Source organism: Pilibacter termitis (assembly GCF_900167335.1).
Lineage (GTDB): Bacteria > Bacillota > Bacilli > Lactobacillales > Streptococcaceae > Pilibacter > Pilibacter termitis.
The window spans coordinates 1-19,310 of sequence record NZ_FUXI01000016.1 but is presented as its reverse complement, the minus strand read 5'-3'; the positions used below and the strand labels follow the sequence as shown (position 1 = coordinate 19,310).

Annotated in this window: 19 protein-coding genes; 18 read left to right on the top strand and 1 reads right to left on the bottom strand. The window is 37.7% G+C overall.

Annotated features, from left to right (window positions below; translation table 11 throughout):
• The first annotated feature begins 317 nt into the window (after positions 1–317).
• The 11 genes from B5D30_RS07480 to gltX all read left to right on the top strand — a co-directional run bounded on the left by B5D30_RS07480 (position 318) and on the right by gltX (position 9,582).
• A complete protein-coding gene (locus B5D30_RS07480; protein WP_078807443.1) occupies positions 318–536 on the top strand; it encodes a YozE family protein in 219 nt (72 codons plus the stop codon).
• Positions 537–568: 32 nt separating this feature from the next.
• A complete protein-coding gene (locus B5D30_RS07475) occupies positions 569–1,273 on the top strand; it encodes an AzlC family ABC transporter permease (RefSeq protein WP_078807442.1) in 705 nt (234 codons plus the stop codon).
• Entirely contained in the window at positions 1,260–1,586 is a 327-nt protein-coding gene (locus B5D30_RS07470) for an AzlD domain-containing protein (protein ID WP_078807441.1), read from the top strand. The genes B5D30_RS07475 and B5D30_RS07470 overlap by 14 nt, the downstream gene beginning before the upstream one ends.
• A gap of 302 nt (positions 1,587–1,888) precedes the next feature.
• Positions 1,889–3,055: an ABC transporter substrate-binding protein gene (locus B5D30_RS07465; RefSeq protein WP_078807440.1), complete on the top strand. Its 1,167-nt coding sequence runs from the start codon at positions 1,889–1,891 to the stop codon at positions 3,053–3,055.
• A gap of 111 nt (positions 3,056–3,166) precedes the next feature.
• Complete coding sequence (locus tag B5D30_RS07460; RefSeq protein WP_078807439.1) at positions 3,167–4,057, top strand: branched-chain amino acid ABC transporter permease; 891 nt, start codon at positions 3,167–3,169, stop codon at positions 4,055–4,057.
• A 9-nt stretch (positions 4,058–4,066) separates the two neighbouring features.
• A complete protein-coding gene (locus B5D30_RS07455; protein WP_078807438.1) occupies positions 4,067–5,020 on the top strand; it encodes a branched-chain amino acid ABC transporter permease in 954 nt (317 codons plus the stop codon).
• On the top strand, positions 5,017–5,781 hold the full coding sequence (locus tag B5D30_RS07450) for an ABC transporter ATP-binding protein (protein WP_078807437.1): 765 nt from the start codon (positions 5,017–5,019) through the stop codon (positions 5,779–5,781). Before B5D30_RS07455 ends, B5D30_RS07450 begins: the two co-directional genes overlap by 4 nt.
• Entirely contained in the window at positions 5,781–6,485 is a 705-nt protein-coding gene (locus B5D30_RS07445; RefSeq protein WP_078807436.1) for an ABC transporter ATP-binding protein, read from the top strand. Before B5D30_RS07450 ends, B5D30_RS07445 begins: the two co-directional genes overlap by 1 nt.
• Positions 6,486–6,521: 36 nt before the next feature.
• Positions 6,522–7,175 carry a CBS domain-containing protein gene (locus B5D30_RS07440; protein ID WP_078807480.1) on the top strand — a complete coding sequence of 218 codons (654 nt, stop codon included), beginning with the start codon at positions 6,522–6,524 and terminating at the stop codon, positions 7,173–7,175.
• Positions 7,176–7,296: 121 nt separating this feature from the next.
• Positions 7,297–7,938, top strand: coding sequence for a redox-sensing transcriptional repressor Rex (locus tag B5D30_RS07435; RefSeq protein ID WP_078807435.1), 642 nt, complete (start codon positions 7,297–7,299; stop codon positions 7,936–7,938).
• A gap of 156 nt (positions 7,939–8,094) precedes the next feature.
• Positions 8,095–9,582, top strand: a complete 1,488-nt coding sequence (gene gltX, locus B5D30_RS07430; protein WP_078807434.1) for a glutamate--tRNA ligase — start codon at positions 8,095–8,097, stop codon at positions 9,580–9,582.
• A 630-nt stretch (positions 9,583–10,212) separates the two neighbouring features.
• On the opposite strand, the gene B5D30_RS07420 is transcribed toward gltX, so the two are convergent.
• Positions 10,213–10,788 (bottom strand): TetR/AcrR family transcriptional regulator, encoded by a 576-nt coding sequence (locus tag B5D30_RS07420; protein ID WP_078807432.1) that lies wholly within the window; start codon positions 10,786–10,788, stop codon positions 10,213–10,215.
• A gap of 156 nt (positions 10,789–10,944) precedes the next feature.
• Here B5D30_RS07420 and B5D30_RS07415 point away from each other — a divergent pair, with 156 nt between their 5' ends.
• From B5D30_RS07415 to ptsP, 7 genes are all read left to right on the top strand, one after another.
• A complete protein-coding gene (locus B5D30_RS07415; protein WP_078807431.1) occupies positions 10,945–11,826 on the top strand; it encodes an ABC transporter ATP-binding protein in 882 nt (293 codons plus the stop codon).
• A gap of 4 nt (positions 11,827–11,830) precedes the next feature.
• Positions 11,831–13,444 (top strand): ABC transporter permease, encoded by a 1,614-nt coding sequence (locus B5D30_RS07410; protein WP_078807430.1) that lies wholly within the window; start codon positions 11,831–11,833, stop codon positions 13,442–13,444.
• A 90-nt stretch (positions 13,445–13,534) separates the two neighbouring features.
• The gene (locus B5D30_RS07405; RefSeq protein WP_078807429.1) at positions 13,535–14,671 is read left to right on the top strand and encodes a competence protein CoiA; all 1,137 of its coding nucleotides are present in this window, start codon (positions 13,535–13,537) and stop codon (positions 14,669–14,671) included.
• A 65-nt stretch (positions 14,672–14,736) separates the two neighbouring features.
• Positions 14,737–16,551 (top strand): oligoendopeptidase F, encoded by a 1,815-nt coding sequence (gene pepF, locus B5D30_RS07400; RefSeq protein ID WP_078807428.1) that lies wholly within the window; start codon positions 14,737–14,739, stop codon positions 16,549–16,551.
• Between the two features lie 15 nt (positions 16,552–16,566).
• Positions 16,567–16,758: a hypothetical protein gene (locus B5D30_RS07395; RefSeq protein ID WP_078807427.1), complete on the top strand. Its 192-nt coding sequence runs from the start codon at positions 16,567–16,569 to the stop codon at positions 16,756–16,758.
• Positions 16,759–17,002: 244 nt separating this feature from the next.
• Complete coding sequence (locus tag B5D30_RS07390) at positions 17,003–17,269, top strand: phosphocarrier protein HPr (RefSeq protein WP_078807426.1); 267 nt, start codon at positions 17,003–17,005, stop codon at positions 17,267–17,269.
• A 2-nt stretch (positions 17,270–17,271) separates the two neighbouring features.
• The gene (gene ptsP / locus B5D30_RS07385; protein ID WP_078807425.1) at positions 17,272–18,999 is read left to right on the top strand and encodes a phosphoenolpyruvate--protein phosphotransferase; all 1,728 of its coding nucleotides are present in this window, start codon (positions 17,272–17,274) and stop codon (positions 18,997–18,999) included.
• The last annotated feature ends 311 nt before the right edge of the window (positions 19,000–19,310 follow it).

Below are 19,310 nucleotides of genomic sequence, written 5' to 3'. Positions count from 1 at the left end.
GAAAAGCAAAGAGGGGCGTTCAGGAGTTTGTCGTAGTGAGCCATGCTATTTACTTGCTTGAAACGAAGTTTCAAGTAGCATTGCGAACAACGACCCAACTCCTGCCCCTCGTAGCTAGACAAAGAAAAGCGGAGAGGAGCGTTTAGGAGTTTGCGACAGTGAGCCACATCGTTCATTTACTGCTACACTTCGTTTCGCATACAGTCTTTCTAAGAATCTAAGATTCTTGAAAGACTAGCATCGAAACGTAGTTTCGAGCGATGTTGTGAACAGTTGCCCAACTCCTGCTCCTCATAGCTAGACAAAGGAGGAAAACCATGGGTAGAAGTTTTTATCATTATCTCATGAGTGAACGCAATCCCAAAGGGCATACGACAGCGAGCGTGCTTGCGAATTTGGTGGATAAGGATATTTCATTTCCAAAGCATTCAGAGGAATATGAGGAAGTTTCTTCCTATCTTGAGTTAGAGGGATATTTGCCGAGTATGAGTTTATTTGATGAGGTGTGGGCTGAGTATTTGGAGAAGAACAAATGAATTTGCCTATACATTTTTAGGAGGTGGTGCGTATGCACAAAGGAAAAGAGCTTACATTTGTTGATGGTGTTCATGCGGCAATGCCTACCATGCTTGGCTATGCAGGCATTGCGTTTTCACTCGGGGTAGTGGCAAGCAGTATTTCGCTTTCGCCAATGGAAATGCTTTTAATGAGCCTATTGCTCTATGCAGGAAGTGGGCAATTCATTCTATGTTCCATGATTGCACTTCAAGCACCAATTTCAGCGATTGCAGTGACGATTTTTATGGTAAATTTGAGGCATTTGATGATGGGATTTTCAGCGAGTTCTTCGTTTTCCCACCTTACGCTTTTTCAAGCTGTGGGAATCGGAAGTTTGCTGACAGATGAAAGTTATGGTGTGCTAATGCTTCAGCGGGCAAAAGGAGTCGGAGTGAGCATTTCGTGGATGAATGGACTGAATGTGGCAAGTTATTTTTCATGGATGACCTGCTCCGTTCTTGGTGTGTTCGCAGGAAAGTTATTTCCAAGTCCCAAGCAATTTGGCTTAGATTATGCTTTAATCGGGATGTTTATTGGTTTATTTGTTTTGCAATTTTTCTCACAAATTAAAGAATGGAAAAAATATGTTCTTATCATTGCAAGTGTTTGGATTTCCCTGTTTTTACTATTGTCAGTTGTGTCGGTTTATTTGGCAGTTATTTTAGCAAGCATCCTTGGATGTGTGATAGGAGTGTGTATAGATGAGCGTATCTAATTATGTTTTCGTAGCAATTTTGGTTTCAGCATTGGTGACTTGGATTCCAAGAATAACTCCTTTTGTATTTACCAAATATTTTAAATTACCGAAAATAGTTGCGAAATTATTAAAATTTTTGCCGATTACGATTATTTCTGCTCTCTTGCTCCAATGCTTGCTACAAGAGCGAACGGGAGGGGTTCCAACCTTTAAATTATTGGAATGTATAGCCTTTTTCCCTGCACTTTTCATCGCCATTCGGACAAAAGATTTGATGAAAACTGTCATAACTGGTGTTTTTGTGATTGCATTATTGAGAGTTTTTATGTAAAATAAGTCTTGGCTTTTTATGTTAGGATTTTGGCTTTTCGGAGTTAAAATAATTTTTAGAAAATTTACTTTACTTTTTATTTGCGATATGCTATATTATATCAAGTGAAGAAAATTATGGCGAAGTTCTAAGAAAAAAGAGCAACTCATAGCAAAATTATAATTTAAAGGAAAGCGGTGAGGGGCGAGCTGGAGTTTGTCGTAGTGAACCGTGCCATTTACTTGCCTGAAACAGAGTTTCAGGTGGCATTGAGAACATCGACCAAACTCCTGCCCCTCATAGCTAGAAAAGGAGAATTTCAAATGAAGAAATTAGCAACAGTATTTACAGTTTTTGCGTCTGTCGCAGTATTAGCAGGATGTTCTGCAGCCCCTGGTGGTGAGAGTAAGGGAAATAAGATTGACAAAGAAATCCTTATCGGTGTGAACGAAGAACTTTCTGGTGCCGTAGCAGCCTACGGAAATGCAGAAAAAAATGCCATTGAGCTTGCCGTTGACGAAATTAATAAAGACGGCGGAATTGATGGCAAAAAAATCAAATTGGTGGTAAAAGACAACAAATCAACAACTGATGAGGCAGCAAGTGTTTCCTCTAACTTAACGGTCAACTCAAAAGTCGTAGCAATTATTGGACCTGCAACGAGTGGTGCGGTAAAAGCGTCTATTCCAAATGTAACAAAAGCAAGTGTTCCTCTTGTTACACCGTCTGGAACAGATGACAACTTGACTGTTGCAAATGGAAAAGTGAATGAGGATATTTTCCGTTCATGTTTCCAAGATAGTTTCCAAGGAACAATTTTGGCGAAATATGCCAATGACACATTGCAATCGAAAAAAGCGGCTGTTTTCTACGACAATTCAAGCGACTATGCAGCAGGAATTACAGAAGCCTTTAACAAAGAATACAAAGGCGAAGTGGTTGTAAGTGAAAAATATCAAGCGGGCGACAAAGATTTTAATGCTCAATTAACTTCTATCAAGAGTAAGAAATTTGATGTTTTAGTTATTCCAGGTTACTATGCTGAGGCTGGTTTAATCATCAAACAAGCAAGAAGTATGGGCATTGATACAGCTATTTTAGGTCCTGACGGATTTGGTGACCCTGCTTTAGCAGAAATTGCTGGAAATGAAAATACGAACAATGTGTTCTTCACTGCTCACTTCTCAAGCAAAGCAGCAGCAAATGACAAAGTAGATACATTCTTAAAAGCATATAAAGAAAAATACAATGAAGAAGCTTCTCAGTTTGCAGCGTTAGGATATGACGCAGTTTACATGGTGAAACAAGCAATTGAAAAAACAGAGGCAAAAACTTCTGTTGATGTGGCAAAAGGCTTGGCAGAGTTGAAAGATTTTGAAGGTGTCACAGGGAAAATTTCTATCGACAAAAACCACAATCCTGAAAAATCAGCAGTAATCGTTGGTTTGAAAGATGGAAAAGAAAATAGTGCGGAAATCGTAAATCCTTAACTTACGATGAAGTACATTCAAAATTACCAGAGAGAGCTGAATTTTTCCAGCCTCTCTGATTTCTTTGAGAGCAAAATTTTTTAGAGAAATAGTTAAAGAGAAAGAAGTGATATGATGGATTGGCTACAACAATTAGTCAATGGTTTAATCTTAGGGGGCATTTATGCGTTGCTTTCATTAGGATATACGATGGTTTATGGCATTATTAAGCTCATCAATTTTGCACATGGAGATATTTTCATGGTAGGTGCATTTTTAGGGTATTTCTTTGTCAATCATCTACACCTAAATATTTTTGTTGCATTGATTCTCTCTATGGTTTTTACTGCAATACTTGGCGTAATTATAGAATTTTTTGCGTATCGTCCGCTGAGAAAATCGACTAGAATTGCTGCATTGATTACAGCGATTGGCGTTTCTTTTTTAGTAGAAAATGTTATGATTTATTTTTTAGGCTCAAACAACCGTGGATTTCAAGATTTGAGCAATCCAGTATTTAAAGAAGTGAATTATGAATTTGGTTCCATTCAAGTATCCAATATTCAGTTATTGATTTTATTTGTTTCCATTTTCTTGATGCTTGCTTTGCAATTTATTATCAAAAAGACAAAAATGGGAAAAGCAATGCGTGCAGTATCAGTAGATAGTGATGCGGCTCAATTGATGGGAATTAACGTCAATCATACGATTAGTTTTACATTTGCACTAGGTTCTGCTTTAGCAGGTGCCGCAGGTGTATTAATCGGATTGTACTACAATTCAATTGACCCACTAATGGGTGTCACTCCGGGGCTAAAAGCCTTTGTTGCGGCGGTTCTTGGTGGTGTAGGTATTATTCCGGGAGCGGCTCTTGGAGGATTTGTTATTGGCTTGTTGGAAACATTCACAAGTGCAATCGGCTTTTCAAGTTTTCGTGATGCGGCGGTTTATGGTATTTTGATTATCATCTTACTCATTCGCCCAGCAGGAATTTTAGGAAAAAATCTGAAAGAAAAGGTATAGGTAAGAAGAATGAAGAAAAATTTAAAATCAAATATACTCTGGCTTGCCTTGCTATTGCTTCTTTTTGGCGTGCTTTCAGCTTTAGAAATCGTTGGTGTCATCAATCCTTTTGTTGCGACAACGCTTTGCCAAATTGGGATTAACATTATTCTAGCAGTCGGCTTGAACTTGATTATCGGTTTTTCAGGGCAATTTTCACTTGGTCACGCTGGATTTATGGCAATTGGAGCTTATAGCGGAGCAATTATCGGAACAAGTATTCCAACATATGCAGGATTTTTTCTCTCGGTACTTGTTGGAATGGTTCTCTCTGGTATCGTGGCATTTGTCGTAGGGTATCCTACTTTGCGTCTTAGAGGGGATTATTTAGCAATCGCAACCCTTGGTGTATCTGAGATTATCCGAATTATGATTATCAATTTAAAAGATATTACCAATGGTCCAGCAGGACTTTTTGGTATTCCACCTTTTACAAGCTGGCAAATGGTCTTTATTTTAATGGTGGTAACGACTATTTTCACGATGAATATGCTCCGTTCTAAAACGGGACGAGCGATTCTTTCTGTTCGTGAAGACGAAATTGCAGCGGAGAGTATGGGGGTAAATACAACAAAATTCAAAGTGCTTGCATTTGTTTTCGGTGCGATTACAGCAAGTATCGCAGGAAGTTTACAAGCAGGACTTATTCAAACTGTTACACCAAAAGATTTTTCATTTATGAAATCTATTGATATTTTAATCATTGTCGTCTTTGGTGGAATGGGGTCAATGACAGGAACGATTGTAGCAGCAGTTACGTTAGGTTTGCTGAATAATTTCTTGCAAGATTTTAGTGATTTGCGAATGATTATTTATTCACTTGCGATTATCCTTGTGATGATTTTGAAACCTAGTGGACTTTTAGGCAATAAAGAGCTTTCCTTGTCGAAAATTTTCACTAAAAAGGAGGAGAAAAAAGCATGAGCTTACTTGAGGTAACCAATTTGACAAAAAATTTCGGTGGCTTGGCTGCTGTAAGTGATGTGAATTTATCTCTTTCTCAAAATGAATTGGTCGGTTTAATTGGCCCAAATGGTGCAGGTAAAACGACATTGTTCAATCTTTTGACTGGTGTTTATGAGGCAAGCGAGGGCGAAATTGCGTTAGAAGGTAAGAAAATCAACGGCATGAAACCTTATAAAATAGCAGATTTAGGACTTTCACGCACATTTCAAAACATTCGATTGTTCAAAGATTTAACCGTTATGGACAATGTATTGATTGCTATGACATCAAAAGAAAAAGAAAGTTTGTTTTCTTCTTTACTTCGTACGCCGACATTTTACAAAAAAGAAGAGGAAATGAAACAAAAAGTAGTAGATTTACTGAAAATTTTCCATATGGAAGACAAAGTAGATTTGCTTGCGAAAAATTTACCATACGGTGACCAACGTTGTTTGGAAATCGTTCGTGCGTTGGCAACGAATCCGAAAGTGTTATTTTTAGACGAACCTGCAGCAGGAATGAATCCACAAGAAACAGCTCGGCTGACGAAATTAATTCGTGAAATTCAAGAAAAATTTCAAATTACGATATTGTTGATTGAACATGATATGAGCTTAGTAATGGAAGTGACAGAACGTATTTATGTGCTAGAATATGGGAAAATTATTGCACATGGTACACCTGAGGAGATTAAGAGCAACGAAAGAGTAATCGAAGCATATTTGGGAGGAGAGGCGTAATGTTAAAAGTAGAAAATTTAAGCGTGCATTATGGCGTTATCCAAGCAGTGCGTGACATTTCCTTTGAGGTAAACGAGGGGGAAATTATTTCACTCATTGGAGCAAATGGTGCAGGAAAAACAACGATTTTACGAACAATTTCTGGGCTAATTCCTTCATCAAGTGGGAGTATTCGTTTTTTAGATAAAGACATCACAAAATTAAATGCAACGAAAATTGTAGCACAAGGACTTTCACAAGTACCAGAAGGGCGTCATGTATTTTCTGGTTTGACCGTTATGGAAAATTTAGAAATGGGTGCTTTTTTGCGAAAGGATAGAAAAGAAAAATCAGAGAGTTTGGAAGAAGTGTTTCAACGGTTTCCAATTTTGAAAGAACGTTCCAATCAAGATGCTGCTACACTTTCTGGTGGAGAACAGCAAATGCTAGCAATGGGTCGTGCATTAATGAGCAAACCGAAATTATTACTCTTAGATGAGCCTTCAATGGGATTGGCACCGATTTTCATTCAAGAAATTTTCAACATTATCGAGGCGATTCGTTCACAAGGAACGACTGTTTTGTTGATTGAGCAAAACGCAAACAAAGCATTATCCATTGCTGACCGTGGGTATGTGCTAGAAACGGGAAACATCGTATTATCTGGTACAGGAGCGGAATTGCTTGCAAGCGAAGAAGTAAAAAAAGCGTATCTCGGAGGATAAAAGTTAGAGGTACTTTAAAAGAAAGGCAAAATGATTATGGCGATTAAAGATTTTATGACCAAAGAAGTATTCTCAGTGACGAGCGATACAAAAATTTCCAAAGCAGCAACGCTTATGGAAGAAAAAAATGTTCATCGCTTGCCAGTTATCGACAATGGCAAATTGGTTGGACTGATTACAGAAGGGACGATGAAGGAAGCAAGTCCTTCTAAAGCGACAAGCCTTTCTGTTTATGAGATGAATTATTTATTGAATAAAACAATCGTGCGTGACGTGATGATTCACAAAGTTGAAACAATCTCACCTGATGCAACACTTGAGGACGGCGTATTTATGATGCGTAGCAAAAATATCGGCGTTCTACCAGTTGTAGAAGGGGAGCAAGTTGTTGGGATTATCACGGATAAAGATATTTTTGACGCATTTTTACATGTTGCAGGATACGGCGAATTGGGTGCAAGAGTAATTCTTAAATTTTCAAAAGAAGAAGACCATCCGGGAAGTCTGGCAAAAGTAGTAGAGTTGATTGCCTCTAAAGAAATCAACATTCAAACACTTTTGGTGAACCCAAAAGAAGACGGAAGCGTCATTGCAGAAATTCAAACGAATGGCGAAGTTGCAATCTTAAAAGATCTATTTGCAAATGAAACTTTTGAGATTTTAGATATTAAAACAACAGGAGAAGTCTAGCATTTTTGTGCAAATTGTAAAAAAAATAAAGGAATTTTTCGATTCCATTGAAATTCATCGCCTCACATAGTACAATGAATCTGTGAAAAGAATATCAGAGTCTAGCTAGAAGGGGAAAACCGTGAATACAACAGAAGAAAAGAAAATTCCAAAAGCGACAGCAAAACGATTTCCGCTTTATCTTCGCTATTTAAAAATGTTACAATCTGAAGGGATTGAGCGGATTCAATCGCATACGTTTAGCGAGGTAACCCAAGTACCAAGTGCGACTATTCGCAGAGATTTTTCGTATATTGGTGAACTTGGACGAAGTGGTTTTGGTTATGAAGTGAACAAGTTAATCGAGGTATTCGGCAGTTTTTTAAATATCGAAACCGAGGAAAAAATTGCTCTCGTTGGCTGTGGAAATTTAGGTCGTGCATTGTTGAACAATAATTTCAGAAGAAATGACAATTTGCAAATCATTTGTGCATTTGATAGCAATCCCGAAGTAATTGGGCAAAAAATTTCAGGTGTTGAAGTATTTGACATTGCAGATTTTCCAGAAATTGTTAAGGAACAAAATATCATGCTAGCAATCTCAACCGTTCCAAGCCAGTTCGCTCAAGATGCCGTTGAGAAAATAGTAGAAGGCAATGTCAAAGCAATCCTAAGTTTCGCCCCTGACCGTGTAAAAGTCCCCGCTGACGTAACGGTGCAATACATTGATTTGACAAATGAAGTCCAGACTTTGCTTTTTTATGAGCAAATTCAAAGAAAATGAGTGTTGGGGGGGAGGACATCTACTCTAAAATTATTTTTTTGGGGTAGGTGTTTTTTTTTTGAGTTATTTTCGCTCCTTAATTGCTTAGATGTTTATTTGAGTATATAATAATGAATGTTGCCTTCGGGTAGATTAGCAAAGAAAGAAGACAAAAAAATGAAAAACAAAATCCGCGTGCGTTATGCACCAAGTCCGACAGGAAAATTACACATTGGAAATGCGAGAACGGCACTTTTCAATTATCTTTATGCAAGACATTTTGGTGGCGAGTTTATTATTCGTATTGAAGATACAGATAGAGAACGTCATATTGAGGACGGAGAAGAAAGTCAAATTCGCAACTTGACTTGGCTTGGATTGGACTGGGATGAGTCAGCTCAAAAGCCAGCAGATGTGGGACCATATCGTCAAAGTGAACGTTTGGCTATTTATCAACCACTTGTGCAAGAGTTGTTGGATAAAGGGCTTGCCTATAAGTCTTATAAGACGAAAGAAGAACTTGAAGCAGAACGTGTTCGTCAAGAAGAAAATGGAGAAACGCCAAAATATATTTATGAATATGCTGGCATGAGTGATGAAGAAATCAAAGCACATCAAGCGAGTTGTGAAGAAAAAGGCTTGAAACCTGTGGTTCGTTTGCACGTGCAAGAAAAAAATATTTACAAATGGAACGACATGGTCAAAGGAGAAATTACGTTTGAAGGTGGCAATGTTGGCGGTGATTGGGTGATCCAAAAACAAGACGGCTATCCAACGTACAACTTTGCCGTTGTGGTAGATGACCATTTGATGAAAATTACTCATGTTGTTCGTGGTGACGATCATATTGCGAACACGCCAAAACAGTTGATGATTTATGAAGCATTTGGCTGGGAAGCACCAGAATTTGCACATATGACATTGATTATCGACTCTACTACGGGCAAAAAATTGTCGAAACGTAATGAGCAAGCCTTGCAATTTATTGAGCAATATCGTGACAAAGGGTATCTTCCAGAGGCAATTTTCAACTTTATCGCTCTACTTGGTTGGAATCCCGGCGGAGAGCAAGAAATTTTCTCTCAGAAAGAATTGATTGAGCTTTTTGATCCTGCACGTTTATCAAAATCACCTGCGGCATTTGACCAAAAGAAATTGGAATGGATTAACAACCAATACATCAAAGCGAGTGATTTGGATACAGTATTTGAATTGTGCCGTCCGTTCTTGGTGGCAGCAAACCGATTGAGTGAAAATGCAAGTGCGACAGAACTTCATCACGCAAAACGATTGGTGGAATTGTATCAGCCACAAATGAGTTATGGTGAAGAAATTATTGCCTTGACAGATTTGTTCTATACTGAACAACCAACTGTAAGTGATGAGGCAAAAGAAGTCTTAGCAGGGGAAACTGTTCCTGTGGTACTTGAGGCTTTCAAGAAAAATTTGGAAAACTTGAGTGAAGAAGAATTTGTGCGTGACAATATTTTCCCGCAAATCAAAGCGGTGCAAAAAGAAACAGGTGTCAAAGGGAAAAATCTCTTTATGCCAATTCGTATAGCAGTAAGTGGAGAAATGCATGGTCCTGAACTTCCAGATACAATTGAACTTCTAGGAAAAGAAAAATCTATCCGCCATATTGAAAAAGTTTTAGAGAGTTTGTAATACTGAATAGGCTGGGAAAAACTAGCAAAATAGAAAAATCGCAGAAATTTCATTTTCTCAAATGTTGATTTCATGCGATTTTTCTATTTTTTATCTTATTGTATTTAGGCTAGATTTTGAATTTTATCCCAGTTCACGCCTCATTTTCCTCATCTCTAAAATAGAACTCCAATCCCATTTCGATAACAGTGAAAACGCTAGAGGCTAAAACTATTGTAACAGGTGTCAAATAAATATTTGGCAAGAGTGTTCCTGCTAAAAACAACGCCCAGAAACTTTTCATTAAATGAAAAAAAAATGCGTAAAAAAGGTGGGTTTTCTGATTAAAATCGGAAGTGTTTTTCCTACAATGAATGAAAAAATTTTAAAGAGAAGAAGAAAAACAATTTCTATATGGAGAGATTTTGCTTGTAAACCAAACAAATGCAAAACCACAAGTTGCACCAATATTGTTGTCAATAATGGAAAAGAGATAAAAATAGCAAATAATACTGAATTTTTCATTTTCAAAAGTAATTCCTTCTTCCTAATTTTTTCTTTGTCTTATAAGAATAACGTAAAATTTCATTCTCTGCAAAGAATTTATGTAATATTTTTTCATATTACTAGAAAGTGCGAATATTTCCTTATTTATCGCAAACCATTCATCAAAATTTGTAACAGTTGTTCACTGTATTGCATGAGCTCTTTTTCTTGCAATTGAGGGCTTTTCATTCCTTCTGAAAAAATATGCAGGAGCATGAGTAGTAGCGTATCATCATAGTCAGCATTGATTTTTCCTTCTTTACGTCCTTTTTCAAAAAGTCGCAAGGTTAACTCATCCAGACGTTTTTGAGCATCATTGTCAAAAAAAGAAGGCTCATTAGCATAAAGTCTCATCGAATTTTCCAGAAAGGTAGAAGTAAATGTTTGAATCATACCTAGTTTTATTTTGAGTATTCCTTTATATGTTTCTTCAAAACTTTTGTTGCTATCAAGCAATTCTTCATATTTTTCATATAAACTAGTAAAAACATTAAGAATGGTCGTGTTCAAAAGTTTTTCCTTATTTTCGTAGTAATTAAACAAAGTTACTTTACTCACATTTGCAAGATTGGCAATTTCCTGCATGGAAATATCAGAAAATGGCTTACTGTTTAAAAGTGTCAAAACAGTTTGCTCAATTTGTTGCATTTTTTTTAGTTTTCTTCGTTCAAAACCGTTCATGATAAAACCTCCTTTTTTGTAAGGTTGTATTTTCCTATATTTATTAGTTTAAGACAAGTTATGAACTATTTCAAGAAAAATGGTTCATAATATTTGCTTTTCATTTGTAAAAGGGATATATTATGAATTGTAGTAAAGAGAATAGAGGTATTAGCTATGAAAATGCTTGAAATAAAGCACTTGAGCAAGTCTTTTGGCAAAACTCAAGCGTTAAAAGATGTTTCGCTAGAAGTGAAAAGTGGCGAAGTGTTAGGTTTTATCGGGCCAAACGGTGCGGGAAAGTCTACAACGATTCGTGTTCTACTCGGGATTTTAAAAGCGGACAGTGGCGTGGCGAAAATTTTTGGTAAAGATGTCTGGAAAGAGGCGATTGAAATTCACAAACGCATTGCCTACGTTCCGGGAGACGTCAATCTTTGGGGAAATTTGAGTGGTGGCGAGATTATTGATTTGTTTATGAGTTTGCAAGGCACGAAAAATAAAGAAAAACGAGATGAATTAATTCAAAAATTTGAACTTGACCCTAAGAAAAAAGCCCGCAGTTATTCAAAAGGGAATCGGCAAAAAATTGCCTTGATTGCCTCGCTTGCAAGTGAGGCGGATTTGTATATTTTTGATGAGCCAACGAGTGGTTTGGATCCATTAATGGAGGCGGTTTTCCAAGAAGAAGTGGCAAAAATCAAAGCTCAAGGGAAATCTATTTTACTCTCTAGCCATATTTTAAGCGAGGTAGAGCGACTTTGTGATCGGGTGGCAATTATTCGTCAAGGAGTGGTGATTGAAGAAGGAACTATGGAAGAATTGCGTCACTTAACCCGCTTTGAGTATAGCGTTGAGACCAATACTTCACCTGTTGCGTTAAGAGAAGTGGAAGGTGTGCATGATTTGACGATAAACGAAAATAAAGCGACATTCCAAGCAGATAGCGACAAAGTGAACGAAATTCTTCAAACATTGCTCCCTTATGGAGTTCTCAAACTAGAAAGCAATCCACCAACGCTAGAAGAACTCTTTATGCGACATTATGAAGGGAAGTGAGCAAATGAAACGTAATTTTACTCAAACATCGAAAATGCTCCGTCACTTATTCAAGCGAGATTGGCTCAAATTATTGATTTGGTATCTTGCATTTGTGAGCTTTGCAGCAGGGTTTGTTGCCCCTATGTATGATATTTATGGCAAAAATCCAGTAGGTCTAGCGGGTATGTATGAAACGTTGCAAAATCCTGCCATGATTGCTCTTTGTGGCACGAGTGGGGCAAGGAGTGCGGAGCAGTTTTCAATCGGTGCCATGTATGCCCAAGAAATGTTACTGTTTACTGCAATTATTTTTGCGATTGTTGCAATTTTACACGTGATTACTCGCACAAGAAAAGAGGAGGACGACGGAATGTTGGAGCTTATTCGCTCGTTTTCAGTCGGTCGCCTTGCCAATACGGTTGCAGTGTTGGCTGAAATGTTGCTTTTTCACTTATTGGTTGGAATTTCTATTGCTTGTTTGATACAAGTACAACAAGTGAGTGGTTTTACAGATTTTACAAGTAATCTAGTATTTGCCTTTGCCTTAGCAGGACAAGGATTTTTGTGGGCAACGATTGCTTTGTTTTGCTCGCAGTTAGCCAAAACGAGCGGAAGTGCGAAAGGATTGAGTATTGCTGTCATTGGTGTGCTTTACATTTTGCGTATGGCAACAGATATGAAAGAAGTTTCACTTAGTTATTTCAATCCACTTTCATGGAGTTATTTGACGAGTGTCTATGTGAAAAATGATGTTCTCCCACTTTTTTGGACTTTATGTTTTTCATTTTTGATGTTAGTGTTTGCTTTTCAGCTAGAGACACGACGGGATATGAATGCAGGATTTTTGCCTGAGAGAATTGGGCGTGCCTATGCGAAAAAGAGTTTGCTCGGTGTTGACGGGTTGATTTTTCGTTTACAAAAAACGTATATTATTTCTTGGGTTTTTGGTATTTTTCTAGGTGGAGCAACGTATGGATCCATTTTTGGTGATATGGATAAATTTTTAGACACAAGTCCAATTATGAAACAAATGTTTCTCCAAAATCCGAAATACTCCATTCAAGAACAATTTATGGCAACGTTGTTTATGATTTTAGCTCTGCTCTCTGCATGTTTTGCTCTTGGGAGTATGATGAAGTTGACAACGGAGGAAAAAAGAAATCATCTTGAACAAATTTATGCTATGCGGATTAGTCGAAGAAAATTGTATTTTACGCATTTTTGTCTCTCAATCATTTGTGCAACGCTCGGGCAATTTGTTGCCACACTTGGTTTATGGCTGGCACAATTGTCGGTAATGAAACAGCCGATTGAATGGATTGAAATTGCTAAAGCAGGGTTTGTTTGGTTGCCTGCGATTTATTTATTCATCGGTGTTTTAACGCTATTACAAGGCTTTTTCCCAAGGTTTACGGCAATTATTTGGGGAATGGTCGCTTATAGTTTTTTCATCAGCTATTTTGGAAAATTGGTCAATCTGCCAAAAATCATGGAAAAACTAGACATCTTCAGTTACACCCCAAGATTGCCGATTGATAAAATGAACGCCAATCCTTTGTACTTACTGATTTTCTCTCTCATCTGCGTAGCAATTGGCTTTGTAGGATATAAAAATCGTGACTTAATTGGTGAATAAAAGAAAAAAATAGAGATTTTTTCACAACATCTCTATTTTTTTGCGTATTTTTAGAGGTGTCCATATTAGCACTAGATTGGAGAGGGAAAAATGTTGATTGCCAAAAATAAAAAAGAAGAATATTTAAATGTCTGTGATTTTACGCGAGAAGAATTGCTTGAAAAAAGGGAAGAATTTTGGCTTTGCCCGAGTTGTTTGTCGCCTGTTCGCTTAAAGGTGGGGAAAGTGAAAACGGCTCATTTTGCTCATTTAGCTAAACATGATTGTGCCGCATTTAGTGAGCCAGAGAGCGAAGAACATTTGAATTTAAAGCGTGTTTTTTATCAATGGGGAAAGAACGCACAACTTGAAATGTATTTACCTGAGTTACAACAGCGACCAGATTGCTTGCTTCATGAGCGAATTTGCTTAGAAATTCAATGCTCCAGATTGTCGTTAGACCGCTTGATTGAGCGAACGGAAAATTATTTGGCAAAGCATTATCAAGTGTTTTGGCTATTAGATGAAAAATTTCCTTTAAAAAATAATCTTTCACCACTTTTGCGTGCGTTTTTGAGTTATTCTAATCGGTTAGGGTTTTATTTGTGGCGAGTTTCACTAAAAGAGCAAAAATTGTATTTGCATTATCATCTCGTGGAATTGCAAAATGGAGAGTTGCATTATCAAACGGCGGAATATCCTTTTTTCAAAGGAAATTTAGAAGAAATATTGTCGCTTTCAGCATTTGAAACGCACGAATTTTGTTACCAAATGGATCAGCATGAGTTAGCCAGTAAACTTCATCAAAAGCGATACAAAGAGTTAAACAACAAAAATAAAGAAAGCCTTACGCTGCAAACTTTTTTGTATATGCAAGGGTTGCACATTTTAAAATTGCCGAAATACTACTATTTTCCGCTAACGACACCACTTGCTTGCAAGGAAGAAGTAATAAAGTGGAAATTCTTTCTCTATCAAAAATTAGCACAAGGAGCAACGCTAAAAGAATGCCTTGAATACTTGCTTTTACAAGAGTTGGAATGCTATGATTTGCCACAAGTGAAAAAAACGGATATTCTCACGGATTTTATAGTCGAAGAAATCCATTCTTTAAGAGCGTTAAATTGTCTTGTAGAGAAGAAAAACAGCTATCAACTTCAAAAACACAAGACGACACAAGTAATTCCTTATGACTATCAATGGCAAAATTTTCCACTATACAAAAGCAACATTCCAAGAAATTTATGATAAAATAAGGGCACCTCTAAAAACTCCTGTTATAGAGGTATCTATGAAAAGAAAAGAGGGAAAAGATGTCAGAAATTAAAAAATTACCAAAACGTGAGGAAGTAGCAGTCAAAGACACGTGGGATTTAACCAAAGTTTTTGCAACGGATGAAGAGTGGGAGAAGGCTTTTGAAGAGTTGACGAAATTAATCGAGCAATCGGCTACTTTCCAAGGAACACTTGAAAAAGGTGCAGATGCACTTGTTTTAGCGATTCATCACATGGAAGTGGTCAATCGCAAGTTAGAGACACTCTATTGTTACGCTTCAATGAAAAGTGATGAGGATACAACAAATAGCAAGTATCAAAGCATGAGCTCACGAGCAGGCAGTATTTTTGCAAACGCTCAAGAAAGTCTTGCTTGGTTTGAGCCAGAAATTTTAAGTATTCCAGATGAAGTGTTGCAAGATTTTTTTGCAGAAAATGAAGAACTTGCATTTTACAAGCATTTTATTGAGCAAATTACAGGAAAACGTGAACATATTTTGCCAGCTGAACAAGAGGGCTTGCTTGCTGGAGTTGCGGAAATTTTCTCTGGTGCGGGCGAAACATTTTCTATTTTGAACAATGCAGATTTACAATTTCCAGTAGTCAAAAACGATGAGGGCGAAGATGTTCAGCTGTCACATGGTGTATTTGGTCAATTATTAGAATCTAGGAATCGTGAAGTACGAAAATCTGCATTTGAAGGAATGTATCAAGTGTACGACCAATTCCAACATACGCTTGCTTCAACGCTTAGCTTTAACGTCAAAGGAGATAACACGCAAGCAAAAATTCGCCATTATTCTTCTGCACGTGAAAAAGCTCTGAGTCAAAATCATGTGCCAGAGAGCGTGTATGACACTCTTGTAGAGGTTGTAAACGAGCATTTGCCACTTTTACATCGTTATGTTGCTCTGCGTAAAAAAGCGATGAAAGTTGAAGAATTGCACACGTATGATTTATACACTCCATTGATTGAGGACGATTCATTAAAATATACTTATGAGCAAGCTAAAGAAAAAGCACTTCTCGCACTTGCACCACTAGGTGAAGAATATTTGTCTCACGTCAAAGAGGCATTTGATGATCGTTGGATTGATGTAGTGGAAAATCAAGGAAAACGTAGCGGAGCATATTCTGGCGGGTCATATGATATGTCACCGTATATTTTGATGAATTGGCATGATAGCCTTGATCAACTCTACACATTAGTGCATGAAATGGGTCACTCTATCCATAGCTATTTCACACGCAACAATCAGCCGTTTATTTACGGAGACTATTCGATTTTTCTTGCGGAAATTGCTAGTACGACCAATGAAAATATTTTGACCGAGCATTTGTTGGCAACGGAGAAAGATCCAAAAGTGCGAGCGTATATTTTAAATCATTATTTGGACGGATTTAAGGGAACGGTTTTCCGTCAAACGCAATTTGCAGAGTTTGAACATTTCATTCACACGCAAGATGCCGCAGGCAATCCATTAACAAGCGATATGCTAAACGAATATTACGGCGACTTAAATGCACGTTATTATGGCGAACATTTAACGAAAGACGCTCAAATTGCATTAGAATGGGCAAGGATTCCACATTTCTATTACAATTACTACGTGTTCCAATATTCTACAGGTTTCGCTGCAGCAAGTGCGTTAAGCCAAAAAATTGTTCATGGTACAGAAAAAGAATTGAATCAATATCTTGATTACTTAAAAGCAGGAAGTAGTGACTATCCAATCGAAGTGATGAAACGTGCAGGAGTAGACATGACGAGGAAAGATTACTTGGTTGAAGCATTTAAAGTATTTGAACAACGTTTGAATGAGTTGGAAGAAATTTTAGAGGAAATTGACTAAGAAGGATAAAAGGTCATGACGAACAACCAAAGAAAAGACTTGGAAGATTTATTAAACGGTGAAATCGAAGAAATTTACATCAAAAAAGAAGATTTTATGAACTTTCGTGAAGTATTGTTTGAAAGTGATAAGCAAGAGCAAGTCATTGGAACAGCTAAAATCGGTGGCGATGTGATTTATCGAAGAAAAGAGAAAAATAACATTTGATTTTTTATGATTTAAAAATGCGTAGAAAAATTGAGATATGAAGAAAAATGGACAGAAAATGGAAAAAAAGTACAAAAAATATTTTGTTTTCAAGATATTAGATAAAATGAGTTGAACAAATTTCCGTTTTCTGTTATCATTTTCATTTGAAAGGGTAATTTTTTTCTAGCTATCAATTGAGGTAGTATATGTTAAATGAAAACCCTAACATAAAAACTTTTACATTCAAAGGAGCACGAGTTAAATGGCAACTTCAAAAGAATTCCACATTGTGGCAGAAACAGGTATCCACGCACGTCCAGCAACTTTGTTGGTACAAACAGCATCAAAATTCAATTCTGATGTAACACTTGACTACAAAGGAAAATCAGTAAACTTGAAATCAATCATGGGCGTAATGAGTCTTGGTGTTGGTCAAGGCGCTGATGTAACAATCACTGCTGATGGTGCGGATGAAGCTGATGCTATCGCTGCTATTGAAGAAACAATGACGAAGGAAGGATTGGCGTAAGAATGACAGAAATGCTTAAGGGAATTGCTGCATCAGACGGTGTTGCGGTCGCTAAAGCTTATCTGCTTGTTCAACCAGATCTTTCTTTTGAGAAAGTTTCCGTTGAGGATACGGAGGCTGAAAAAGCTCGCTTGGATGATGCACTAGCTGCATCTACAAGCGAGCTTCAGGCTATCCGTAACAAAGCAGCACAAAGCCTAGGCGAAGAAGAAGCACAAGTATTTGATGCACATTTAATGGTACTTGCTGACCCAGAAATGACTGGTCAAATTAAAGACTCTATCGAAGCGAACAAGGTAAATGCCGAGTCAGCTTTAAAAGAGGTTACAGATATGTTTATTTCTATTTTCGAGGGAATGGACGATAATGCGTATATGCAGGAACGTGCAGCGGATATTCGCGACGTGACAAAACGTGTAATGAGTCACCTTTTAGGTGTGAAATTACCAAACCCTGCAATGATTAACGAAGAAGTTGTCGTAGTAGCACATGACTTGACACCAAGTGATACAGCTCAACTTGACCGCAACTTTGTTAAAGCATTTATTACCAATATCGGAGGACGTACTAGCCACTCTGCAATTATGGCTCGTTCTCTTGAAATTCCAGCGATTGTTGGAACAAACAATGTAACAGATTTGGTAAAAGAAGGCGACATTATCGCAGCGAACGGTATTACGGGAGATGCGATTATCAACCCAACAGATAGCCAAATTGAAGAATTTAAAGCGGCAGGAGATGCTTATACGGCTCAAAAAGCTGAATGGGCATTATTGAAAAACGCTGAAACTGTTACGGCTGACGGGAAACACTTTGAGCTTGCAGCGAACATTGGCACACCTAAAGATGTTGCAGGTGTTGTAGACAATGGCGGGGAGGCTGTCGGGCTTTATCGTACAGAGTTTCTTTACATGGAAAGCAACGACTTCCCAACAGAAGACGAACAATACGAGGCTTACAAAGCGGTATTAGAAGGAATGAACGGCAAACCTGTTGTGGTTCGTACAATGGATATTGGTGGAGATAAGGAACTTCCTTATTTTGATCTTCCACATGAAATGAACCCATTCTTAGGTTACCGTGCGTTGCGTATTTCTATTTCTGAAGAAGGAAATCAAATGTTCCGCACGCAGCTTCGTGCATTACTTCGTGCGTCTGTTCACGGCAAACTTCGCATTATGTTCCCAATGGTTGCCTTGCTTAACGAATTCCGTAAAGCAAAAGCAGTCTTTGAGGAAGAAAAAGCGAATTTGAAAGCAGAAGGTGTTGCAGTAAGTGATGATATTCAAGTGGGGATCATGATTGAAATCCCAGCAGCAGCAATGATTGCTGACCGTTTTGCAAAAGAAGTGGACTTCTTCTCAATCGGAACAAATGACTTGATTCAATACACAATGGCAGCAGACCGTATGAATGAGCAAGTTTCTTACTTGTATCAACCATACAATCCTTCTATCTTGCGTTTGATTAAAAATGTAATTGATGCAGCACACAAAGAAGGCAAATGGGCTGGTATGTGTGGAGAAATGGCGGGAGATCAAACGGCTGTACCACTTCTTGTAGGTATGGGACTTGACGAATTTTCAATGAGTGCAACATCTATCTTGAAAACGCGTAGTTTAATGAAACGCCTAGACACAAACAAAATGAAAGAACTTGCCGACAAGGCATTAACTGAATGCGACACAATGGAAGAAGTTGTTGCGTTGGTTGATGAGTATGTTGGGTAAAGAAAAGCACGTGAACTATTTGGGCTCTTTGTCAAATCGTGTGGAAAGCATCTATTTTACAAAGCGTACCTAAGAGAGTTGGACATCTTGTCCAGCTCCTCTTTTGCGTCTACCAGAAATAGTTTTCTTGTAGCATTCTGCTCTGTCGAACCTAGCCAGTAGCACAATTATAGGTCGTTCAACATGCAAAACCTTGTTCACTTGACTATTCTCTTGTTTTATCTTTCACTGTTACACTTTAAATACTGAAATATCTATTCTAAACCACCTTACAAATCCCTGTAAGAAGACCACACTGAATATAGCTCCTC

Excerpts from the sequence above, each read along its gene's own strand:
- B5D30_RS07480 (WP_078807443.1), top strand. The coding sequence starts at position 318 with ATGGGTAGAAGTTTTTATCATTATCTCATGAGTGAACGCAATCCCAAA.
- B5D30_RS07475 (WP_078807442.1), top strand. The coding sequence starts at position 569 with ATGCACAAAGGAAAAGAGCTTACATTTGTTGATGGTGTTCATGCGGCA.
- B5D30_RS07470 (WP_078807441.1), top strand. The coding sequence starts at position 1,260 with ATGAGCGTATCTAATTATGTTTTCGTAGCAATTTTGGTTTCAGCATTG.
- B5D30_RS07465 (WP_078807440.1), top strand. The coding sequence starts at position 1,889 with ATGAAGAAATTAGCAACAGTATTTACAGTTTTTGCGTCTGTCGCAGTA.
- B5D30_RS07460 (WP_078807439.1), top strand. The coding sequence starts at position 3,167 with ATGATGGATTGGCTACAACAATTAGTCAATGGTTTAATCTTAGGGGGC.
- B5D30_RS07455 (WP_078807438.1), top strand. The coding sequence starts at position 4,067 with ATGAAGAAAAATTTAAAATCAAATATACTCTGGCTTGCCTTGCTATTG.
- B5D30_RS07450 (WP_078807437.1), top strand. The coding sequence starts at position 5,017 with ATGAGCTTACTTGAGGTAACCAATTTGACAAAAAATTTCGGTGGCTTG.
- B5D30_RS07445 (WP_078807436.1), top strand. The coding sequence starts at position 5,781 with ATGTTAAAAGTAGAAAATTTAAGCGTGCATTATGGCGTTATCCAAGCA.
- B5D30_RS07440 (WP_078807480.1), top strand. The coding sequence starts at position 6,522 with ATGGCGATTAAAGATTTTATGACCAAAGAAGTATTCTCAGTGACGAGC.
- gltX (WP_078807434.1), top strand. The coding sequence starts at position 8,095 with ATGAAAAACAAAATCCGCGTGCGTTATGCACCAAGTCCGACAGGAAAA.
- B5D30_RS07420 (WP_078807432.1), bottom strand. The coding sequence starts at position 10,788 with ATGAACGGTTTTGAACGAAGAAAACTAAAAAAAATGCAACAAATTGAG.
- B5D30_RS07415 (WP_078807431.1), top strand. The coding sequence starts at position 10,945 with ATGAAAATGCTTGAAATAAAGCACTTGAGCAAGTCTTTTGGCAAAACT.
- B5D30_RS07410 (WP_078807430.1), top strand. The coding sequence starts at position 11,831 with ATGAAACGTAATTTTACTCAAACATCGAAAATGCTCCGTCACTTATTC.
- B5D30_RS07405 (WP_078807429.1), top strand. The coding sequence starts at position 13,535 with ATGTTGATTGCCAAAAATAAAAAAGAAGAATATTTAAATGTCTGTGAT.
- pepF (WP_078807428.1), top strand. The coding sequence starts at position 14,737 with ATGTCAGAAATTAAAAAATTACCAAAACGTGAGGAAGTAGCAGTCAAA.
- B5D30_RS07395 (WP_078807427.1), top strand. The coding sequence starts at position 16,567 with ATGACGAACAACCAAAGAAAAGACTTGGAAGATTTATTAAACGGTGAA.
- B5D30_RS07390 (WP_078807426.1), top strand. The coding sequence starts at position 17,003 with ATGGCAACTTCAAAAGAATTCCACATTGTGGCAGAAACAGGTATCCAC.
- ptsP (WP_078807425.1), top strand. The coding sequence starts at position 17,272 with ATGACAGAAATGCTTAAGGGAATTGCTGCATCAGACGGTGTTGCGGTC.